Genomic DNA, 15,759 nt, shown 5'->3' on the forward strand with positions numbered 1-15,759 from the left:
TCCATAGAGCCGGTTCAAAAAACCCGCGGCTCCCTGCGGCTAAAGCCTATTGTACCGAATCGGTTGTTTATATACAGTACTTTAAGATACTCCTTTGGTTCAAGATAAGCTCCGGAGTTTGGGGGACCCCAAAAATCTTTTAAAGGAATCCTATGAAACCAAAATCCTATCTTTCGGTATGTATGAACCCGACTTTCCAGAAAACCCTCTGTTTTTCTTCGATAGTGGGGAATACGGTGAACAGAACCGGAAACCACCGATTGGACATCGGCGGCAAAGGGGCAAATACCTGCAGGGTTTTAACCCAGTTGGGCAAAGCGGCCGTCCATCTTACCCAGCTTGGGGGGCCGACCCGGCCCCTGTATTTGGAAATGTGCCGGCAAGACGGGGTAACGGTTCAGTGGGTGGAAAGCGGGAGCCCTATACGATTTTGCTATACCCTGATAAACAACGGCGATGAAAGCATCACCGAATTGGTGGAGGAGTCGGATCCGGTGGATTCCGGGACCGAGGGGCGGATCCTGGACCGGTTTACGGAACTCCTCCCGGAACAGGGACTTATCATCATCTCCGGAGCCAAGGCCCGGGGGTTCTCCGACGCCCTGGTCCCGCTTATGGTCCGCCGCGCTAAAGAAACAGGCAAGGGGGTACTGCTGGACCTCCGGGGTACGGATCTGCTCCACAGCCTGGAATACCACCCGGATCTGATTAAGCCGAACCTGTTTGAATTCGCCCAAACCTTTGCGCCGGATCTGATCCGCCATAACGAAATTATGGACGACGAAAGGCGGGTTAAAGCGGGGATTCGGGAAATTTGCCGGGAGCTTTGCGGAAAATACCACTGCCGGATTGTCCTTACCCGGGGGGCCAAAGCCGTTTGGCTTGCCGAAGGGGATCGTTTTTCCGAAAGCGCCGTTGAGCCGGTAAAACCGGTCAACCCCATTGGTTCCGGGGATGCCTTTACCGCCGGACTTGCCGCCGCCCTGGGGGACGGCGCCACCCTGGAGGAGGCCGCCGCCCAGGGGATACGCTGCGGAAGGTTGAATGCGGGATTCCTTAAAGTGGGGGTTATCGCTTAGCGCCGGGCGCCGCCGCCCCTACCGCCGTCTCCCAAAGGGCAGGCCGAAACAACCTCAATGGTATATCCGCAGGCGGAATTCGGTCTCGAATCGTTCCCCCGGACCCAGGGAAACGGCCTGGACAGGCATAATGCAGGTGGATTGATACTGATCCCTCATTTTTTCATTGATCCGGCACCGGGTATGGATGGGAATGAGCCACAGATCAACGGGCCTGCTGGAAAGAAGGCTTACAATCGTCTCATTTTGTAAATCCTGAAATTCAATGCCCGTTATATGGTTAAACTCCCGGCAATCCGGGGAACCCGCCTTTTTCTCCCCGGCAGTGACCGTGAGGATCCGTAGGCGGGTCTCTCCGTCGCCGGGAAAAGAAAAATCAGCCTGGGGTATAAACTTAAAATCCTCAGGTTTCGGCCCCCGGTTTATCAGGGAATAATTCAGGGTCAACAGATCCATATTGAGATGGTACCGTTTCTCCATTTCCACGGTCCCAAAGGACAGGTCTTCCCGGGGGAGGAGCCGGAAACAGGCCTTTTTTTGGGCCTTGTCTATTTCAGACACCTGATACTTCTCGCTTCCGCAAAAACGGGACCCGGCAAACCGGTTCTCCAGGGCATCCCGGAGGGTAAAGTCCGGGGGGACCAGGCGATCCAAAAAAGCCTCCCGCCGGTAGCCGTCTTCAATGGAGGATTCCTCCATGTAGGGTTCCCGGCGGCGGGCAAAGGTAGCCAGATAGTTCCACGCCTTGGGCAGGTAATCAAGCTCGAAAATTCCCGCCCCATTGGTTTTGATATAATAATTAATATTTCTATCCTGAAAAAGATACTCCGCTTCACCGTCCAAATCAAAATCAAAGATCATAAGGGAGGGAATAAACGTTCCCTGTTCCCGGGTTGTTTTTTCCGCCTCCAGCAGCGCCTTGTAGGCGGCATTCCGAAGGGTATTACAGTAAATACCCCCGTTACCCGCATGATCATAGGCGTTATACCCTTGCGCCTTCCAGAGTTCTTCCCGGGCGTTCCGTTTACGGGACTTGTCCCCCCGTAACTGGTTGATGAGTATATGGGTAAACATCATTTTGGAATAAATCCCGTTGGACTCAGGATAGGTGATAAGAAATTGCCGGGACGCGGAAGAGGGAAAATAGGCCTTTTCTAAATCCTGATGGGTCTTGAGAAACCGGGTCGGCAGGGTAAGTTCGATAGAGGTTTCCATTGCCCGGGAAAGGGCCTCGAAAAATTGATGCAGGGCGGCCTCGTAGTTTTTGGGATCCTCGGTTCCCGTAAATATAAGCTCGGGAAACACGGAAACAAGCTGTTTCCCGTCGGGGAAAAACTCCTTAAAGAAGGTTTCCAATACCGGAGCAGCCTTTTTATGCCGCAATTCAGCCTGTAAGCGGCCCGAAAGGGGAAAAACCGTAACCAGCTTCCCTTGATCCTCACTGATACAGGGCCATAAGGCGTCCCGGTCCTGAATACCCGCCCGGTTAAAAAGGGCATCCTCTAAAAAGGTGTACCCCATGCCGCAGGTATTAAGGACGCCGGCCATACTCTGTTCCCAGGCGGATCCCGAAAGCCAACAACCCTGGGGCCGTTTGCCGAACTGTTTCCTGATATAGGTGGTCAGCATCTCAATTTGACCGATTTTATCCGCCAGGGGAAGCAGGGTCATCATGGGCTCATAAAAGCCGCCCCCCAGCAGTTCTATCTGCTTTCGTGAAATAAGATCCAAAATTATCATAAAAAATTCCGGATGATTCCGTTCGATCCAGTACAAAAGGACACCGGAATAATGGAGGGCCGCGGGAATATCCGGATAGTGATACAGGGTAGAGATAAAGGGTTTTAATTTATTCGTATAGATCCGCTCAAATTCGTCATGTCCCGTTCCATAGGGAATATGATTATGGGAACCAAAAATAAAACCGATTTTATACGTCATTAATCCGCTTCCCTATATTTTCGAATGAGCCGGCGCCGGTTTAAAATTATGTTTTTGAGGTAGCCTCATCTTTATTTTAGACTACTTTTTTCCTTCTGAAAAGGAGGCTTTCCAAAAAAACAGACCCATGCGATTAAAGCCCCCAAAATTTAATGAGTACCACCCCTATGGCGGAAAAAATCAGGGAAAGCAGCCCCATGGATATCAGCATCAGGGGCAGACCCCGGAGGAAGGCCGGAACCGCTTCCAGGGAAGAACCCCGTTGAATTTCCTTGAGTATAAAGATTGCCAGGAGAACCCCTCCGTAAAATCCCAGGGACAAAATTATCACTTCCCCCAGGGAAGAAGCCAAGCAGAGGCTCATCATCAGGGCGGCCGGGATCAGCCCGTTATAAGCGGACAGGGGAGTAAATGCTTTGGCTGCCGGCAGCAGTCGGGGAAAAAAATAATTCACCGCCCCTTCAAGCCCCATACAAACCAACACGCTGAGGGGAAAAAACAGCATATATTCCAGGAATCCCAGGGAAAGGGGACCCAGCATATAGACGAAAAAAAACCACAGAACGGGAACGGACAAAAAAAGAATCCCCCCCTGGACCATGGGAGGCTCATAGGGCCTCTTCTGGTTTTCATCGTCAAATCCGATATGTTGAATTCCCAGGCCGAATTGGAGGATTAAATTGAGGGAAAGACCGGAAGTTATTCCCAAGAAGGCCAAGACGCTCATTCGGTATCCTCCGCTTCGCCGGCCCTTTTCCGGTAATACCGGAAAAGGGCCCTGCCGTAACCCAGCAATAAAAAGGCGCCGGTGGAACTTGAAATTATCCGCAGCGGGATGATCCCCTCCGTATCGCGGTTAAACAATTCAATAATTCCCCAGGTCCCGCCGGGGATCGAAAGGGAACCAAAACCCAGGGGCTCCCGGATAAGGGCCAGGGCAAGGATCATCCCCCCCAGAACCAGGGCTTCCAGCAGGGCCTTGGCCAGGGCATCCTCCGGATCCATGGATTCCACCCGGTCCAGTATGCCTGATCCGATAAGGGATACCGGCGAGAGGATAACCCATAGGGTACATTCCAGGGCCAACAGGGGATTCAGAAAATTCAGGATCATCAGGTAAAAACTGCCGAAAAGGGCGGATAAAAAAACATGAAGGATCTTCTTTCCCTTTCGCGGAAGAAGGGGCTTTCCTAAACAGAGCCCCATGATGGTCATACCGTATACCCAGAGGAGGGCGCCCAGGGCGGTCAAGGCAAAGGCGGTACGACCGGAGGCGATGACCAGAAAAAACGTATTGGTCAGGGACGGGAGGGGGACCTGGATGCTCCTGAACAAACGATTTTGATGGGCTTCTTTCATTTCTTTCCTTTCCGGGCGGAGTCCCGGGACTCCACCGCCTCAATACGCCTGATATAGACCGCTATGGTTTCCTGGGAAAGACGATCCGCCATGCGAATGGAATTACCGGTCAGAGGAACCAGTTCCTCAACCCTCCCTTCAGGGGAAACCATGGCGGCAAAGGGAACAAAGGCTCCATCGGTAATTATCGAAAAAACCACGGCCCTGCCCTCGGCATCAGCCAGGGAAAACCAGCTCCCCTGTTCCGGGGTTACCCAGGGGAAAAGGGGCTCCCCTAAGCGCCGGGGATCCTCCCGGGCCGCCAGGATCCTGTTTACCGACCGAATCATCATCGTGGCCCGGGCGTCCCGGGTACCATACCATAACAATCCTCCTAAAAGGAAGATCCCCAGTAACCATGCTCCCAAAACGCCCGGTTCTTTAAACTTCGAGAGATCGCTGATTTTTATCCGCCCCATGGAGCCCTCCGTTTCCGGCTGAGAAACCGGTTTTCCATATTCCGGATCAGGGGCATCAGGGCATTAAGGAGAAATACCGCAAAAAAGGCCCCATAGGGTTCATTCCCCTTATACTTAAAGAGAAACGTGAAAAATCCGCCAAGCACGGCGGCAATAAGGGCCCCGATGTTCGAATTCGGTCCTGTTACCGGATCTGCCACCAGCAGAAAAGCCGCCGTCAGGGTACCGCCGGTTAAAAGGCCGAAGAGCAGATCTCCCTGGCCCAGGGGCCCTCCCAGGGGCAGCGCGCCAAAGATCCTGACAAAAACGGCATAAACTCCCAAAAACACCCCGGGAACCCAGGAACGGTTTACCTGGGATGCGGTAATTATGATGGAACCCAAAAGAAAAGCCGCAAGGCCCCGGTCGGCGATGATCCCTTCCCGGGTCATGAAAAAAAGCTCCATATACCCTTCGGATAAGTCCGTATGGGTTATGGAAAAGATGGTATTGTTCAAAAACGAGGTCAGGACATTATCCAGGGCATTGCCGGCGGCTCCGCTTATTTTCAGAATACCCATGGGAGAGCCCAGAGGATCGGAAAAACCCCGGCTAAGGTTTTCGGAGAGTATGGTCAGGGGAGAGCCCTTCAGGGCATTATCAAACAGTACGGGCCAGGAAAAACGGATAAAAAACCAGCCCCCCAGGGCGGGATTTACCCAGTTTGTTCCTAAGCCCCCAAAACTGCCTTTAACCACGGCCATGGCAAAGACTGCGCCCAGGGCGGCAATGACCGGATGAATATGGTTCGGCAGAAGGAGTGAAAAAATCAATATCGAGGCAACGGTACTTCCGTCCCCCAGGGTTAATTTTTTTGTTTTAAAGAAAATCAGCAATTCCACGGCAGCCGCCGAAGCCACCGCGGTAAGGGCGATAATCACGGAACGGTAGGAATCGGTCAAGGCAGACTGGAGGATGGTCATACCGGCACAGAGACTCACCCCCCACATACGCGCCGCGGTGGAACGGGCAAGATTTATTTGGGGTTTCTCCAGGAGTACCAGATCCTTATGGAACATCGGGGTTTCCTCCATATATAGAATTCACGATAGTGGTACTTAAAGGAAGCCTGGAGGGGCAAACCACCTCACAACAACCGCAGCCGTGACACTCACCGGCCCGTTCCCAGGCCGCCCCCTCTTTCTGTTTCGTATGAATACTTTTAAATAAAACCTTGGGATCCAGCCCGACCGGGCATACCACCCTGCATTCTCCGCACCCGATACAATTTCTAACGGCGGTGCCCCCCATCTGTTTCTCCAAAATGGCAAATACCCCATAGGTGGTCTTAACGATGGGTTCGTCCAGATCCGCTACGGCCCGTCCCCGCAGGGGAGAACCGGTGGCAATCCGTTGGGGTGTATCAATAAAGCCGCCGCATTCCGCGAAAACTTCCCCTATCCGCGTCCCTATCCGGACCTTCATTACCTGGGGGGTTTTAACCGCGGAGCCCCCCACCGCCACATACCGGTCCAGAATGGGTTTTCTCAGTTTTACCGCGTCATGGATCGCCGCGGCGGTGGCGGGCCCCAGGAACAGGAGGGATCCGAAATCCAGCCCGTCCCTTTTTTCATAAAGCCCCAGGGTGTAGGTAAGCTCCCGGCGGTTCCGCTGGGGATACCGGGAACTTACCAGGGCCAAGGACAGGGAAAGCCCCGGGGAGACCGCTTCCGCTTCGTCAAGCAGTTGGGCTCCCAGTTCCTTCTCTTTATAGGAAACCGCAAAAACGATACGGGAGGCCCGGGCGGCGGAAGCGGTGATAACACACCCCTCCACTACCGCCTTTATCCGTTCCCGGCACAATACATAATCCGCCGCCAGCCAGGGATCGTCGAATACACAACGGAGTACCAGGGTATAGGGCTCTTTCCGGGAACGGAGGGCCGTGAACGTATCCGATACCGGACGCCCGACTCCTTCCATTTCCACAATCCCGTATTCGGAAATAAGCTGCTGTAACTCAAACGGGGAACGTCCCTGCCAGGGAAAAACCTCTTCCCGTTTTCCCAATCTTTCAAAGGCCCCCGCCATCCGTATTACCAGGGCATCGTTAATATGATTGTCGCCCATTTTCCAGGAAACCATACGGACCACCCTTCCCGGAACCGTAGCGTGTACATTCGCCGAACCCGCTCCCTGGCCCCTGCCGATAAGCATCCCCTCGCGAACAAAATCCCCCACGGAAACAACGGGATAGGCCCGGCATCCGGTATGCTGGACCAGGGGTATAACCGAAAGTCCCGGCAGAAAGGCTATAACGCTGCTGTCCCGGGGAGGTACGGTCGTATCGTCAAAGGAAATTCCCCCCTGGGGAAAAGAATATATTTTCATGCGGCAATCCGTTTATCATTATATACCAATAATCGCTTCTTTTTGCTATGCTTGCGCCCGAAGGGAAAGAAAATCGGGATACAAAAAAACAGGACCATCAGGGCCGAGAGCAGATCCCCCGGGGTATAAACCAAAGGCCGGATATGTTCCCGGCGGGCGAGAAAATTCATCAGATCTTCCAGGGGAAAGGGGGTGATCTCCCGGACATGGTCATCCGGAACCGCCGAATACTCCCCGATAAGGCCATCATCGGCCCGGTGGTACCGCAGATACTCACCATGATCCGGGGTATCCCCGTCGATTCTCAGGGGCCGTAAGGAAAAAGAAGCCTGAAACGCGGCATGGGCTTGGTATTCCTCGGAATTTATCATATACTCCTGCCATTTTGCCGAAACCGGAGGATTATCGGCGGCGGCATAGCCGGATCCCAAGATCAGGGGAGGCAAAAACAGGGCGCCCAGGGAACCCAAGGCAAAGGGGAGCATGATCCGGGAAAACTTAGCTATCCCCGAAAAAGGAACCGAAATCGGAACCGGTATAAACCGGATATGCCCCATCCTGGTTCCCTTCTTCGATTCCGCCCAGAGGGACAGTCCCAAAATGAGGAAAAATGAAAAAATTCCGCCCGCCCCCAGGAATACCGGAAAACGTCCCAGGTAACAGATTACCCCGTAAATCACTAAAAAGAGGGGGATCATCCCCCATTGGGACTTGAAAAACACGGGTTTTTTATTGATTCCGACGTAATGGCGCCGATAATGCCGGGCTATAAAAAATTCCCGCAGGGGCTGCAGGAGTAGTCCAAACAGGGCGGTGAGGGATGCGGACAGGGCGAATCCCGCGGGCCCCGGGTAGGATAAGGCGGCCAATAGGGGAAGGAGGCTTATCCCTATCCAGGGAGCCCCGGAAAACAGGAGCATCCCAACGGAGGCGGCGGCAAAAAAGAAGGCATATATCCACAGGGGCCGGGAAACGCCGGGAAATTCCACCTGGAAGGGGATGCCCGCCAAACAGCGGGCCAGGCTTTCTTCTATTTTTTCCCGGGGGATCCCCCAAAAATCCGTTGAAAGGGGAATAAAAAAAAACCGCCGGTCCCCATGTACAAAAAAAGATTGCAGCCGTCCGGCGTATCCATCGTTCCGGGGATCAAAGGGTTCAACCCGCTCCCCGTAAGCTTCCAGAGCTATCTGTACCAGTTCCCCAAAGTCATCCCAGAAAACCCATTGGGTTGATTCGGAAATATAATTCCCCCAATTCCCCCGCTCCAACAATTCTCCGATATACCGGTCCTCGTAGGAAGCATCCAGGGAAAGTACCACATATCCCTCCCCACTGGGGGAGGGAAGGAATAGATGCGCCATATAAAACATCCCCAGGCCCAGGGTTAAGGAAACAAATACCGAAATAATCGTGGATTTTCTAAATGACATAGGACGCTATAAAAAAGTATATGCCGAGGCCATAAAAATGCCTAAAAGGGTACCGGCCACCACTTCCAAAGGAGTATGGCCATGAATTTCCTTAACCGGATGATATTCACCCCCCAGACGTTCAGCCACATTCCGGCTTAACAGATTGATGGCCCGGCCCTGAATTCCCGAAGAACGGCGTACCCCGAGGGCATCCCGCATAACAATAATGGCAACCCAAAAAGAAACCACAAATAAATTCGAATTTATTCCCTCCTTAAAAGCCACGGAAGTGGTCATAGCCGATACCAAGGCCGAATGACTTGAGGGCATTCCGCCGGTCCGCCACGCGATGGTCGCCAAAATTTCCCGGCCATTACGATGGGGAGATCTCAGGGCGGTAACCACCGCCTTAAGTAACTGGGAAAAAAACCAACTTGATACGGCAGATAAAAATATGGGATTCTCAAAAAAGGCCTTAAGTGACTCCGCGTTAATGGTCATCGTAACAGACATTATTTAACAATCATCCAGGACGGCGAATTTGTCAATATAGGTCCAGGGCAAAAGCATTGAATGTCTATGATAACTCTATGGTATACTTATGCCATGGCCTTAGAACTCATTACCGGCGCCGATGATGGAGGCCGCCGGCTGGACCGGATCCTCCGGAAGGCCCTTCCGGATCTGCCCCTTTCAGGGGTATACCGGCTTTTGCGGAAGGGCCGGATCCTGGTGGACGGGAAACCCGGCCGGGCAAAAGACCGGGTACCGCCGGGGGCGCATATTCAGATCCCCGGGGAAACCGGCCTTTCCCGCCCGCCCGGCCTTTCCCCGGGGGGGGCTCCGCTCGGGGCCCTCCCCCGGGCGGATATACTCTGGGAAGGGGCGGGCCTCCTCTTCCTGAATAAACCCCCGGGGTTGCTGGTCCACGGGCCGGAAAGTCTTGAAACCCAGGTTCTCCGTTACCTTAGGGGCAAACTCCCCCCTTCCCTTTCCTTTAGGCCCGGCCCCCTCCACCGCCTGGATAGGCCTACCAGCGGGATCATCGCCTTTTCCACCAGTTTGGAGGGGGCGCGCAATTTCAGCGCCCTCCTCCGCCGGGGGGAGATAAAAAAACAATACCTTGCCCTAGTAGAGGGAAGCCCCGGGGAGCAGGCGGTCTGGGAGGACTGGCTTTTCCGGGACCGGGAACAAAAAAAGACCTTGCCCGCCGAAAACCCCGGGGAAAACGCGAAAAAGGCCCTGAGCCGGGTATGGACCCTGGGCTCAAGCGCCGGCTGTTCCCTGATCAGGCTGGAAATAGCCACCGGCAGGACCCATCAGATCCGGGCCCAGGCAGCTCTCCACGGGTATCCTTTGGCGGGGGACCGGAAATACGGGGGCCATATCCGGGAACCGGGCATCTTCCTCCATGCCTGTTCCCTGGAATTTATCGGGGAGGGAATAAGCGCTGTCCCCAAAATAGTAGCGGCGCCCCTTCCGGATACTTTTTTTCAAAGAGTATATGAACTTTTTGGAGATAAATTCACTGAAATCCTCTCTCCTTACTCCCTATAACGGACCTTTGATGTTATAATTAGAGTAATGTTTCAAGGCTTTTTTTGGACCCTCAGAAGAATCAAAACCTACGCGCTGATTGGCGAAAGCGGTACCGGTAAAAGCTTTCGGGCGGTACTGGTCGCCCAGAAATACGATATTGATTTTATTATCGACGACGGATTGTTGATCCGGGACAACCGCATTGTGGCGGGCCACTCGGCAAAAAAAGAAAAAACCTTTATGGCGGCGGTTAAGGTCGCCCTCTTTGATGAAAAATCCCGGCGGGATGAGGTTGCCCGGCGGCTTCAAAATGAAAAATTCAAAAAGGTCCTTGTCCTGGGAACTTCGGAAAAGATGGTAATTAAAATCGCCTCCCGTTTACAGCTCCCTCCGCCGAGCAAAATTATCAAAATTGAGGATATCGCCTCCCAGGAGGAAATCGAACGGGCCATCAGAACCCGAAAAGTCGAGGGAAAACACGTTATTCCCGTTCCCTCCATCGAAATTAAGCGGAACTATCCCAATATTTTTTATGACGCCATCAAGATCTTTAAACGGAAAAACGGGCCCGACGCCATCGGTCCCACCCCCAAGGTCCATGAAAAATCCGTGGTACGACCGGAATACTCCAAACGGGGGAAGGTGATTATTTCCGAGGCGGCCTTAAGCCAGATGGTTATCCACTGTGTGGATGAATATAATCAGAATATCCGGATCAAAAAAATTTCCGTCAAGGACGATGATGCCGGATACTGGCTGGTCATTACCATAGATGTTCCCTATGGAACCCAGCTGGGGGGGAATATCCATGAACTGCGGCAATATATAATCGAAAACATCGAACGATATACGGGGATACTTATTGAAGAGGTGAATATTATTATCGATAAGATAATACAGTAGAAACCGGTACCTCTCCCCAAAAATAACCGAAGGTACCACAGGAGGGTATCATGAAAAAAATTATCCACGGCGTTATTTTGAGCGCGGTCCTCTTATGCTCCCTTTATGCCCAGGAAGGGACCGGCCCGGAAATGGCCGAAGCCGTCCGGGGCTACTATCGGGTTTTTTCCCAGCGGGGATGGGCGGACGCGGATACCCTGGCCCGGGAATTGGAGCAGCGTTTTAACGAGTTCAACCGGCTTTTCCACTTTGACAAGCAAAGACTCAGGAGCCCCCTCGTGGTCCGGGCCTTTGAAGACCGGGAAATCTATAACGCCTATGTCTCCACCCGTCTGGGAAAAACCAGGGATGGGGCGGTGTATCTTCATTATAATCAGCCGGACCGGCGGGAACTGGTAATACTCCGGGGCAGCCCGGAAGAACCCTGGATGTTGGCCCATCAGGCTTTTATTCAATTTTTTAGGGCCTTTATTCCCTCCCCCCCCGCCTGGATGCAGGAAGGGTTTGCCATATATTTTAATACCCTGGGTTTTGACCGTACCACGGACAAATTAACCTATGAAGAAAATTTGTCCTGGCTTGATGAAGTTAAAACCCTGGGGCAAGCCACCCCTCCCCTGGAATCCATACTTCTGGCGGACATTCGGGGAATTCCCGATCATTTTCAAGGGCTTTCCTGGGCGCTGGTTTCTTTTCTTTTGAATAGCGGCAATCCGGATTATTTCAGGGCCCTCATTGAATCCTTTATACTCCTCTCCGATTCGGCTTCGGCGGCGATTAACTCCGAAACGGTAATGAAGCGGATTACCCTCTGGACCGGCGCCAACACGCTCCAAAATGATTACCAAACCTACCTGGTCGGCCGCAAAACCTTTAGGGAATTGATCGATGAAGGGCAACGGGCCTATGAGGCCAAGGATTATATCGGGGCGGAACAGTCGTTTTTAACGGCCATCGATCAACGGCCTTCCCATTATGCCTCCTATTATTATCTGGGCCTTTTGGCCTATGAGGAAAAAAAGTATGACCGGGCAGAAGGGTATTACCGTTCGGCGCTGCAGTACGGAGCGGATCAAGCCCTGGTTCAATACGCCCGGGGACTCAACGCGGCGGCCCAGGGGCATAATGCCGAGGCAATAAACTTCCTGCAGGAAGCCGCCCGGCTATCCCCCCCGCGGTATAAGGAACGGGTTGAAAATTTAATTTCCGGTTTGCGATGATGTTTCCCGCCCCGGGGCGGGTTCCGGGCCCCGGTTGAAAGCCCGGAAAACCCTAAAACAGGCCGCCCTCTCCGGGACTGTCCCCGCCGGAGCCGCCCTTGGCATGCCCCCTGCGGCGGCGGCGTCTTTTTTTTGGGGGGTCCCCCCCGGGGATTTCCGCGGGCCCCGGAGCTTCAACCACGGGGAACCAGACTTTTCCCCGCTCAATAAAGCGGGCTTTTTTTATGGTTATCCCATGTTCCCCAAAGATCATCCGTACCGCGTTATCCAGGTCCGCCCGGGGGGGATTTATGGGCAGTACAAATTGCCGCGCCCCAAAGAAGGCGTTTTGGTAATTCTCCATTATGCCCCCGTCCCAGTCCACAAAATCTTCCAGGTAATCCCTGATAAGGGCGGCCAAGGCGTCTCCGGTAGATTCGTTACCGGTCAGATCGGCCAGACTCTTCATATACCGGGTGCGGAAAACACTGTTTTTTTTCATTATTTCGGAAGCCCGGGGCTGTAAATATTCATATAGACCGAAAAAGTCGAGGCTTTCCACGATCCGGAAAGCGGAGGCGGAATGGATGATCTTAAAAAGCTCCTCCGTCAACCGGGAGGACGGTATGGAAGCAAGCAGGGCGGATTGTTTTTTAATTTTCCACTTTATCCAGAGGGACAGCTTAAATCCGGTGGTGGCGGCGTATTTTACCGCCCGGATCATCCGTACCGGATCGTCCTTAAAAATAACCGAAAGGGGAATGATGGGGCGGATCCTTTTGTTCCGTATATCCTTCATCCCCCCCACATAGTCCACCACCACCTGTTTTCCGGGATCGTAAAAGAGGGCATTCAGAGAGAAATCCCGGCGAAGCACGTCCTCCTCAATGGTCCCGAAGGTATTGCTGGTGGGACCGTCTTTAAGGGAGCGAAAGGTGGAAACCTCGAAGATCTTGGGACCGAAATACACGTGGACCAGACGAAACCTTCGGCCAATGATTCGGGCATTACGGAATGTTTTTTTTATCCGGGACGGGCTGGCGGCGCTGACGATGTCAAAATCCTTAGGCTTTTTACCCAACATCAAGTCCCGGACCGCCCCCCCGACGATATACGTTTCATACCCATGGGTCCGCAGCTTTTCGATAATATACACCGCATCGGCATCCACATCGGCAAAATTGATACCGTGCTCATTCTGGGTATATACTATCGCCTTTTTAACCAGCTTACCGTTTTTTTCGGTGGTATATCGGATCCGCATTAGTTTATCCGGGGAGAACAACGCCGGGAAAGCCAGGTCAAGAGGTTCTCCATTACTTCCTCCCGATTAGTTTCATTTAAAGGTTCATGCCGGGCATCGGGATACAACACAAATTCCAGGTCCGTTATCCCCATAGACCGGTAGGCTTGTACCAGGGCGGTGGGACTGTTACCCATATCCCCCACCGGGTCGGCGCTGCCGGAAAAAACATAAATGGAAAGATCCCGGGGGATCCCCTCCATCGCCTTAGGTTTATGGATCCGGCTTAAAGCGATCGCCAGATCCCGGTAAAATCCAGCCGAACAGAGTTTACCGCAGAGGGGATCCGCCGCAAAGGCGTCCACGAGCTTTTCATCCCGGGAAAGCCAGTCGAAATTGGTCCGATTAGGCCGGAACGGCTTATTAAAGGCCCCGTCCGCCAGAGCCCGGGCAAGCAGGGAACGGTTACGAACACCCCAAAAAAAGGCAAGGGTTTTCATAACCGGCGCACTGATCCCTATTCTTAATCCGTCGGGCCCCCGGGTACCGGAAAGGATACAGCCCCCCAGGGGCCGGCGGTAACTTTCGATATAGGCTTGCGCAATAAAGGAACCCCAGGAATGGCCTAACAAAAACAGGGGAAGGTCCGGATAGGCTTCCGCGATATGACGGTGGATCTCCTCAATGTCCGATACCACCAGGGAAAACCCATCCCGGTCGGCGCAATGCCCCAGAAGCCCCCCGATCCCGGGCCCGTTCACCCCGGGGTCCGCGGTTTGTCCGTGGCCCCGCATATCTGCGGCCCAGACCGCAAAGCCCCCGCCGCAGAGCCGGCGGGCAAGTTCCCCGTACCGCAGGGAATGTTCCGCCATACCATGAACTATATGTACCACCCCCCGGGGCCGGTCTTCCGGTTTCCATTGCCGCACAAAAAGCCGGGCCCCGTCGGTTCCGGATATCCATGTATTCGATTCATCCATGGCTCCATTGTACTCCCTATGTTAATGTTCTGACAATAATGGTATAATAAAAATTCCATGAGAATGGGTGAAATTTTTACCGCCCCGGTGGAACGGATCGTCTCCGGGGGGGCCGGAATAGTCCGTTACCGGGGAAAATCCGTCTTTATAAACCTTACCGCCCCGGGAGATCTGGTAACCGGACGAATAATCGAAGAGAACAAGGACTGGGCATGGGCGGAATTGCTGGAAATCTCTGAACCTTCCCCGTTGAGGAAGACGCCCTTTTGTCCCCTCTACGGAAGCTGCGGGGGATGTTCCCTTCAGCACCTGTCCTATGAAGCTCAGCTAGCGGAAAAAAGCCGGATGCTCCGGGATGCCTTGGTCCGTTTAGGGAGTTTTTCCTCCTTTCCCGAGCCGGCAATCCATCCTTCCGCCCCCGAAGGGTACCGAAACCGTATGCAATTCCATCGTATAAAACCAATTCCTCCGTCCCGGCGTTCCCGGTCCGTACCAAGTCCTGCAGGTTCCCGGCGGCCGTTTCCCCTGGGTTTCAAGGCCCGGAAAAGCGGGGAACTCATCCCCGTCGCCGACTGTCCCGTCGCGGACCCGGGGATACGACGGGTCCTGGCGGAGGGAACCCTGCCCATAGCTCCGGATAGGGACCGGTTTACCGTTTATGCCCGGGGCAATACCCTCGTATATGAGGGGGGCCCTTCCCGGGGAAAAGTAACACTGCTGGATAGGGAACTTCTGATGGACGCGGGGGTTTTTTTCCAAAGTAACGGAACCGCCCTGGAACTCCTGATTCCGGAACTCCTGGAAGCCGCCGGGGGGGCGGATCCCTCCCTTCCCATGGCGGATATTTACTGCGGGGTGGGGACCTTTGCCGTTTTTTTAGGGGAATATTTTTCCCGGATCGATCTGGTGGAGGAAAACCGGCAGGCCCTGAGCCTGGCCCGGGAAAATATGCCCGGCGGGAATTGCCGCTTTTTCCCCCTGAAGGCGGATCAATGGGTAAAGACCCGGGGGACCGGGGCAAAAAGCCCCGGGAAAGGGCCCTATGGATTCATAATCGTAGATCCCCCCCGGCAGGGGCTTTCCGGGACCCTGCGGCAATGGCTTATCCATGAGGGGCCGCCGGTACTGGCCTATGTATCCTGCGATCCCGCCACATTGGCCAGGGACAGCCGGGAGTTATGCCGCGGAGGATATGGACTTGAAAAACTCAGCTTCCATGATTTTTATCCCCAGACCGCCCATATCGAAACCTTGGCGGTATTCAAAAAGTGAAGGC

At 53.7% G+C, this 15,759-nt stretch carries 15 protein-coding genes; 5 read left to right on the plus strand and 10 right to left on the minus strand.

Annotation, left to right across the window (positions count from 1 at the left end; translation table 11 throughout):
- The first annotated feature begins 152 nt into the window (after nt 1–152).
- Nucleotides 153–1,079 carry a 1-phosphofructokinase family hexose kinase gene (locus LQZ21_RS05775; protein ID WP_411043288.1) on the plus strand — a complete coding sequence of 309 codons (927 nt, stop codon included), beginning with the start codon at nt 153–155 and terminating at the stop codon, nt 1,077–1,079.
- A gap of 54 nt (nt 1,080–1,133) precedes the next feature.
- Here LQZ21_RS05775 and LQZ21_RS05780 read toward each other — a convergent pair whose 3' ends face one another.
- The 8 genes from LQZ21_RS05780 to LQZ21_RS05815 all read right to left on the minus strand — a co-directional run bounded on the left by LQZ21_RS05780 (nt 1,134) and on the right by LQZ21_RS05815 (nt 9,132).
- Nucleotides 1,134–3,020 carry an alpha-amylase/4-alpha-glucanotransferase domain-containing protein gene (locus LQZ21_RS05780; protein WP_411043289.1) on the minus strand — a complete coding sequence of 629 codons (1,887 nt, stop codon included), beginning with the start codon at nt 3,018–3,020 and terminating at the stop codon, nt 1,134–1,136.
- Between the two features lie 133 nt (nt 3,021–3,153).
- Nucleotides 3,154–3,747: a hypothetical protein gene (locus tag LQZ21_RS05785; protein WP_411043290.1), complete on the minus strand. Its 594-nt coding sequence runs from the start codon at nt 3,745–3,747 to the stop codon at nt 3,154–3,156.
- Complete coding sequence (locus LQZ21_RS05790) at nt 3,744–4,379, minus strand: hypothetical protein (RefSeq protein WP_411043291.1); 636 nt, start codon at nt 4,377–4,379, stop codon at nt 3,744–3,746. The genes LQZ21_RS05785 and LQZ21_RS05790 overlap by 4 nt, the downstream gene beginning before the upstream one ends.
- Nucleotides 4,376–4,837, minus strand: coding sequence for a hypothetical protein (locus tag LQZ21_RS05795; protein WP_411043292.1), 462 nt, complete (start codon nt 4,835–4,837; stop codon nt 4,376–4,378). Before LQZ21_RS05795 ends, LQZ21_RS05790 begins: the two co-directional genes overlap by 4 nt.
- Nucleotides 4,825–5,910 carry an RnfABCDGE type electron transport complex subunit D gene (locus tag LQZ21_RS05800; protein ID WP_411043293.1) on the minus strand — a complete coding sequence of 362 codons (1,086 nt, stop codon included), beginning with the start codon at nt 5,908–5,910 and terminating at the stop codon, nt 4,825–4,827. The genes LQZ21_RS05795 and LQZ21_RS05800 overlap by 13 nt, the downstream gene beginning before the upstream one ends.
- Complete coding sequence (locus LQZ21_RS05805; protein ID WP_411043294.1) at nt 5,885–7,207, minus strand: SLBB domain-containing protein; 1,323 nt, start codon at nt 7,205–7,207, stop codon at nt 5,885–5,887. The genes LQZ21_RS05800 and LQZ21_RS05805 overlap by 26 nt, the downstream gene beginning before the upstream one ends.
- Nucleotides 7,204–8,637 (minus strand): hypothetical protein, encoded by a 1,434-nt coding sequence (locus LQZ21_RS05810; protein WP_411043295.1) that lies wholly within the window; start codon nt 8,635–8,637, stop codon nt 7,204–7,206. Before LQZ21_RS05810 ends, LQZ21_RS05805 begins: the two co-directional genes overlap by 4 nt.
- 6 nt (nt 8,638–8,643) lie before the next feature.
- A complete protein-coding gene (locus LQZ21_RS05815) occupies nt 8,644–9,132 on the minus strand; it encodes a divergent PAP2 family protein (protein ID WP_411043296.1) in 489 nt (162 codons plus the stop codon).
- A 93-nt stretch (nt 9,133–9,225) separates the two neighbouring features.
- On the opposite strand from LQZ21_RS05815, the gene LQZ21_RS05820 reads away from it, so the two are divergent.
- Genes LQZ21_RS05820 through LQZ21_RS05830 form a run of 3 tightly spaced genes read left to right on the plus strand, consistent with a single transcriptional unit; the run spans nt 9,226 to nt 12,281 of the window.
- A complete protein-coding gene (locus LQZ21_RS05820) occupies nt 9,226–10,176 on the plus strand; it encodes an RluA family pseudouridine synthase (RefSeq protein WP_411043297.1) in 951 nt (316 codons plus the stop codon).
- Between the two features lie 27 nt (nt 10,177–10,203).
- Nucleotides 10,204–11,061 carry a hypothetical protein gene (locus LQZ21_RS05825; protein ID WP_411043298.1) on the plus strand — a complete coding sequence of 286 codons (858 nt, stop codon included), beginning with the start codon at nt 10,204–10,206 and terminating at the stop codon, nt 11,059–11,061.
- A gap of 50 nt (nt 11,062–11,111) precedes the next feature.
- A complete protein-coding gene (locus LQZ21_RS05830) occupies nt 11,112–12,281 on the plus strand; it encodes a tetratricopeptide repeat protein (RefSeq protein ID WP_411043299.1) in 1,170 nt (389 codons plus the stop codon).
- Between the two features lie 52 nt (nt 12,282–12,333).
- Here the strand turns inward: LQZ21_RS05830 and pcnB are convergent, their stop codons facing one another.
- Nucleotides 12,334–13,524: a polynucleotide adenylyltransferase PcnB gene (pcnB, locus tag LQZ21_RS05835; RefSeq protein WP_411043300.1), complete on the minus strand. Its 1,191-nt coding sequence runs from the start codon at nt 13,522–13,524 to the stop codon at nt 12,334–12,336.
- A complete protein-coding gene (locus LQZ21_RS05840) occupies nt 13,524–14,483 on the minus strand; it encodes an alpha/beta hydrolase (RefSeq protein WP_411043301.1) in 960 nt (319 codons plus the stop codon). Before LQZ21_RS05840 ends, pcnB begins: the two co-directional genes overlap by 1 nt.
- Nucleotides 14,484–14,540: 57 nt before the next feature.
- Between LQZ21_RS05840 and LQZ21_RS05845 the strand changes: the two genes are divergently transcribed.
- Nucleotides 14,541–15,755, plus strand: coding sequence for a class I SAM-dependent RNA methyltransferase (locus LQZ21_RS05845; RefSeq protein ID WP_411043302.1), 1,215 nt, complete (start codon nt 14,541–14,543; stop codon nt 15,753–15,755).
- Nucleotides 15,756–15,759 lie beyond the last annotated feature (4 nt).

This window comes from Treponema sp. TIM-1, from assembly GCF_046533115.1.
Classification (GTDB): Bacteria; Spirochaetota; Spirochaetia; order Treponematales; family Breznakiellaceae; genus JAIRMO01.

Coding starts and splice junctions, on each gene's coding strand:
- LQZ21_RS05830 (WP_411043299.1), top strand. CDS start 11,112: ATGAAAAAAATTATCCACGGCGTTATTTTGAGCGCGGTCCTCTTATGC.
- LQZ21_RS05785 (WP_411043290.1), bottom strand. CDS start 3,747: ATGAGCGTCTTGGCCTTCTTGGGAATAACTTCCGGTCTTTCCCTCAAT.
- pcnB (WP_411043300.1), bottom strand. CDS start 13,524: ATGCGGATCCGATATACCACCGAAAAAAACGGTAAGCTGGTTAAAAAG.
- LQZ21_RS05795 (WP_411043292.1), bottom strand. CDS start 4,837: ATGGGGCGGATAAAAATCAGCGATCTCTCGAAGTTTAAAGAACCGGGC.
- LQZ21_RS05815 (WP_411043296.1), bottom strand. CDS start 9,132: ATGTCTGTTACGATGACCATTAACGCGGAGTCACTTAAGGCCTTTTTT.
- LQZ21_RS05790 (WP_411043291.1), bottom strand. CDS start 4,379: ATGAAAGAAGCCCATCAAAATCGTTTGTTCAGGAGCATCCAGGTCCCC.
- LQZ21_RS05845 (WP_411043302.1), top strand. CDS start 14,541: ATGAGAATGGGTGAAATTTTTACCGCCCCGGTGGAACGGATCGTCTCC.
- LQZ21_RS05810 (WP_411043295.1), bottom strand. CDS start 8,637: ATGTCATTTAGAAAATCCACGATTATTTCGGTATTTGTTTCCTTAACC.
- LQZ21_RS05805 (WP_411043294.1), bottom strand. CDS start 7,207: ATGAAAATATATTCTTTTCCCCAGGGGGGAATTTCCTTTGACGATACG.
- LQZ21_RS05780 (WP_411043289.1), bottom strand. CDS start 3,020: ATGACGTATAAAATCGGTTTTATTTTTGGTTCCCATAATCATATTCCC.
- LQZ21_RS05840 (WP_411043301.1), bottom strand. CDS start 14,483: ATGGATGAATCGAATACATGGATATCCGGAACCGACGGGGCCCGGCTT.
- LQZ21_RS05800 (WP_411043293.1), bottom strand. CDS start 5,910: ATGGAGGAAACCCCGATGTTCCATAAGGATCTGGTACTCCTGGAGAAA.
- LQZ21_RS05820 (WP_411043297.1), top strand. CDS start 9,226: ATGGCCTTAGAACTCATTACCGGCGCCGATGATGGAGGCCGCCGGCTG.
- LQZ21_RS05775 (WP_411043288.1), top strand. CDS start 153: ATGAAACCAAAATCCTATCTTTCGGTATGTATGAACCCGACTTTCCAG.
- LQZ21_RS05825 (WP_411043298.1), top strand. CDS start 10,204: ATGTTTCAAGGCTTTTTTTGGACCCTCAGAAGAATCAAAACCTACGCG.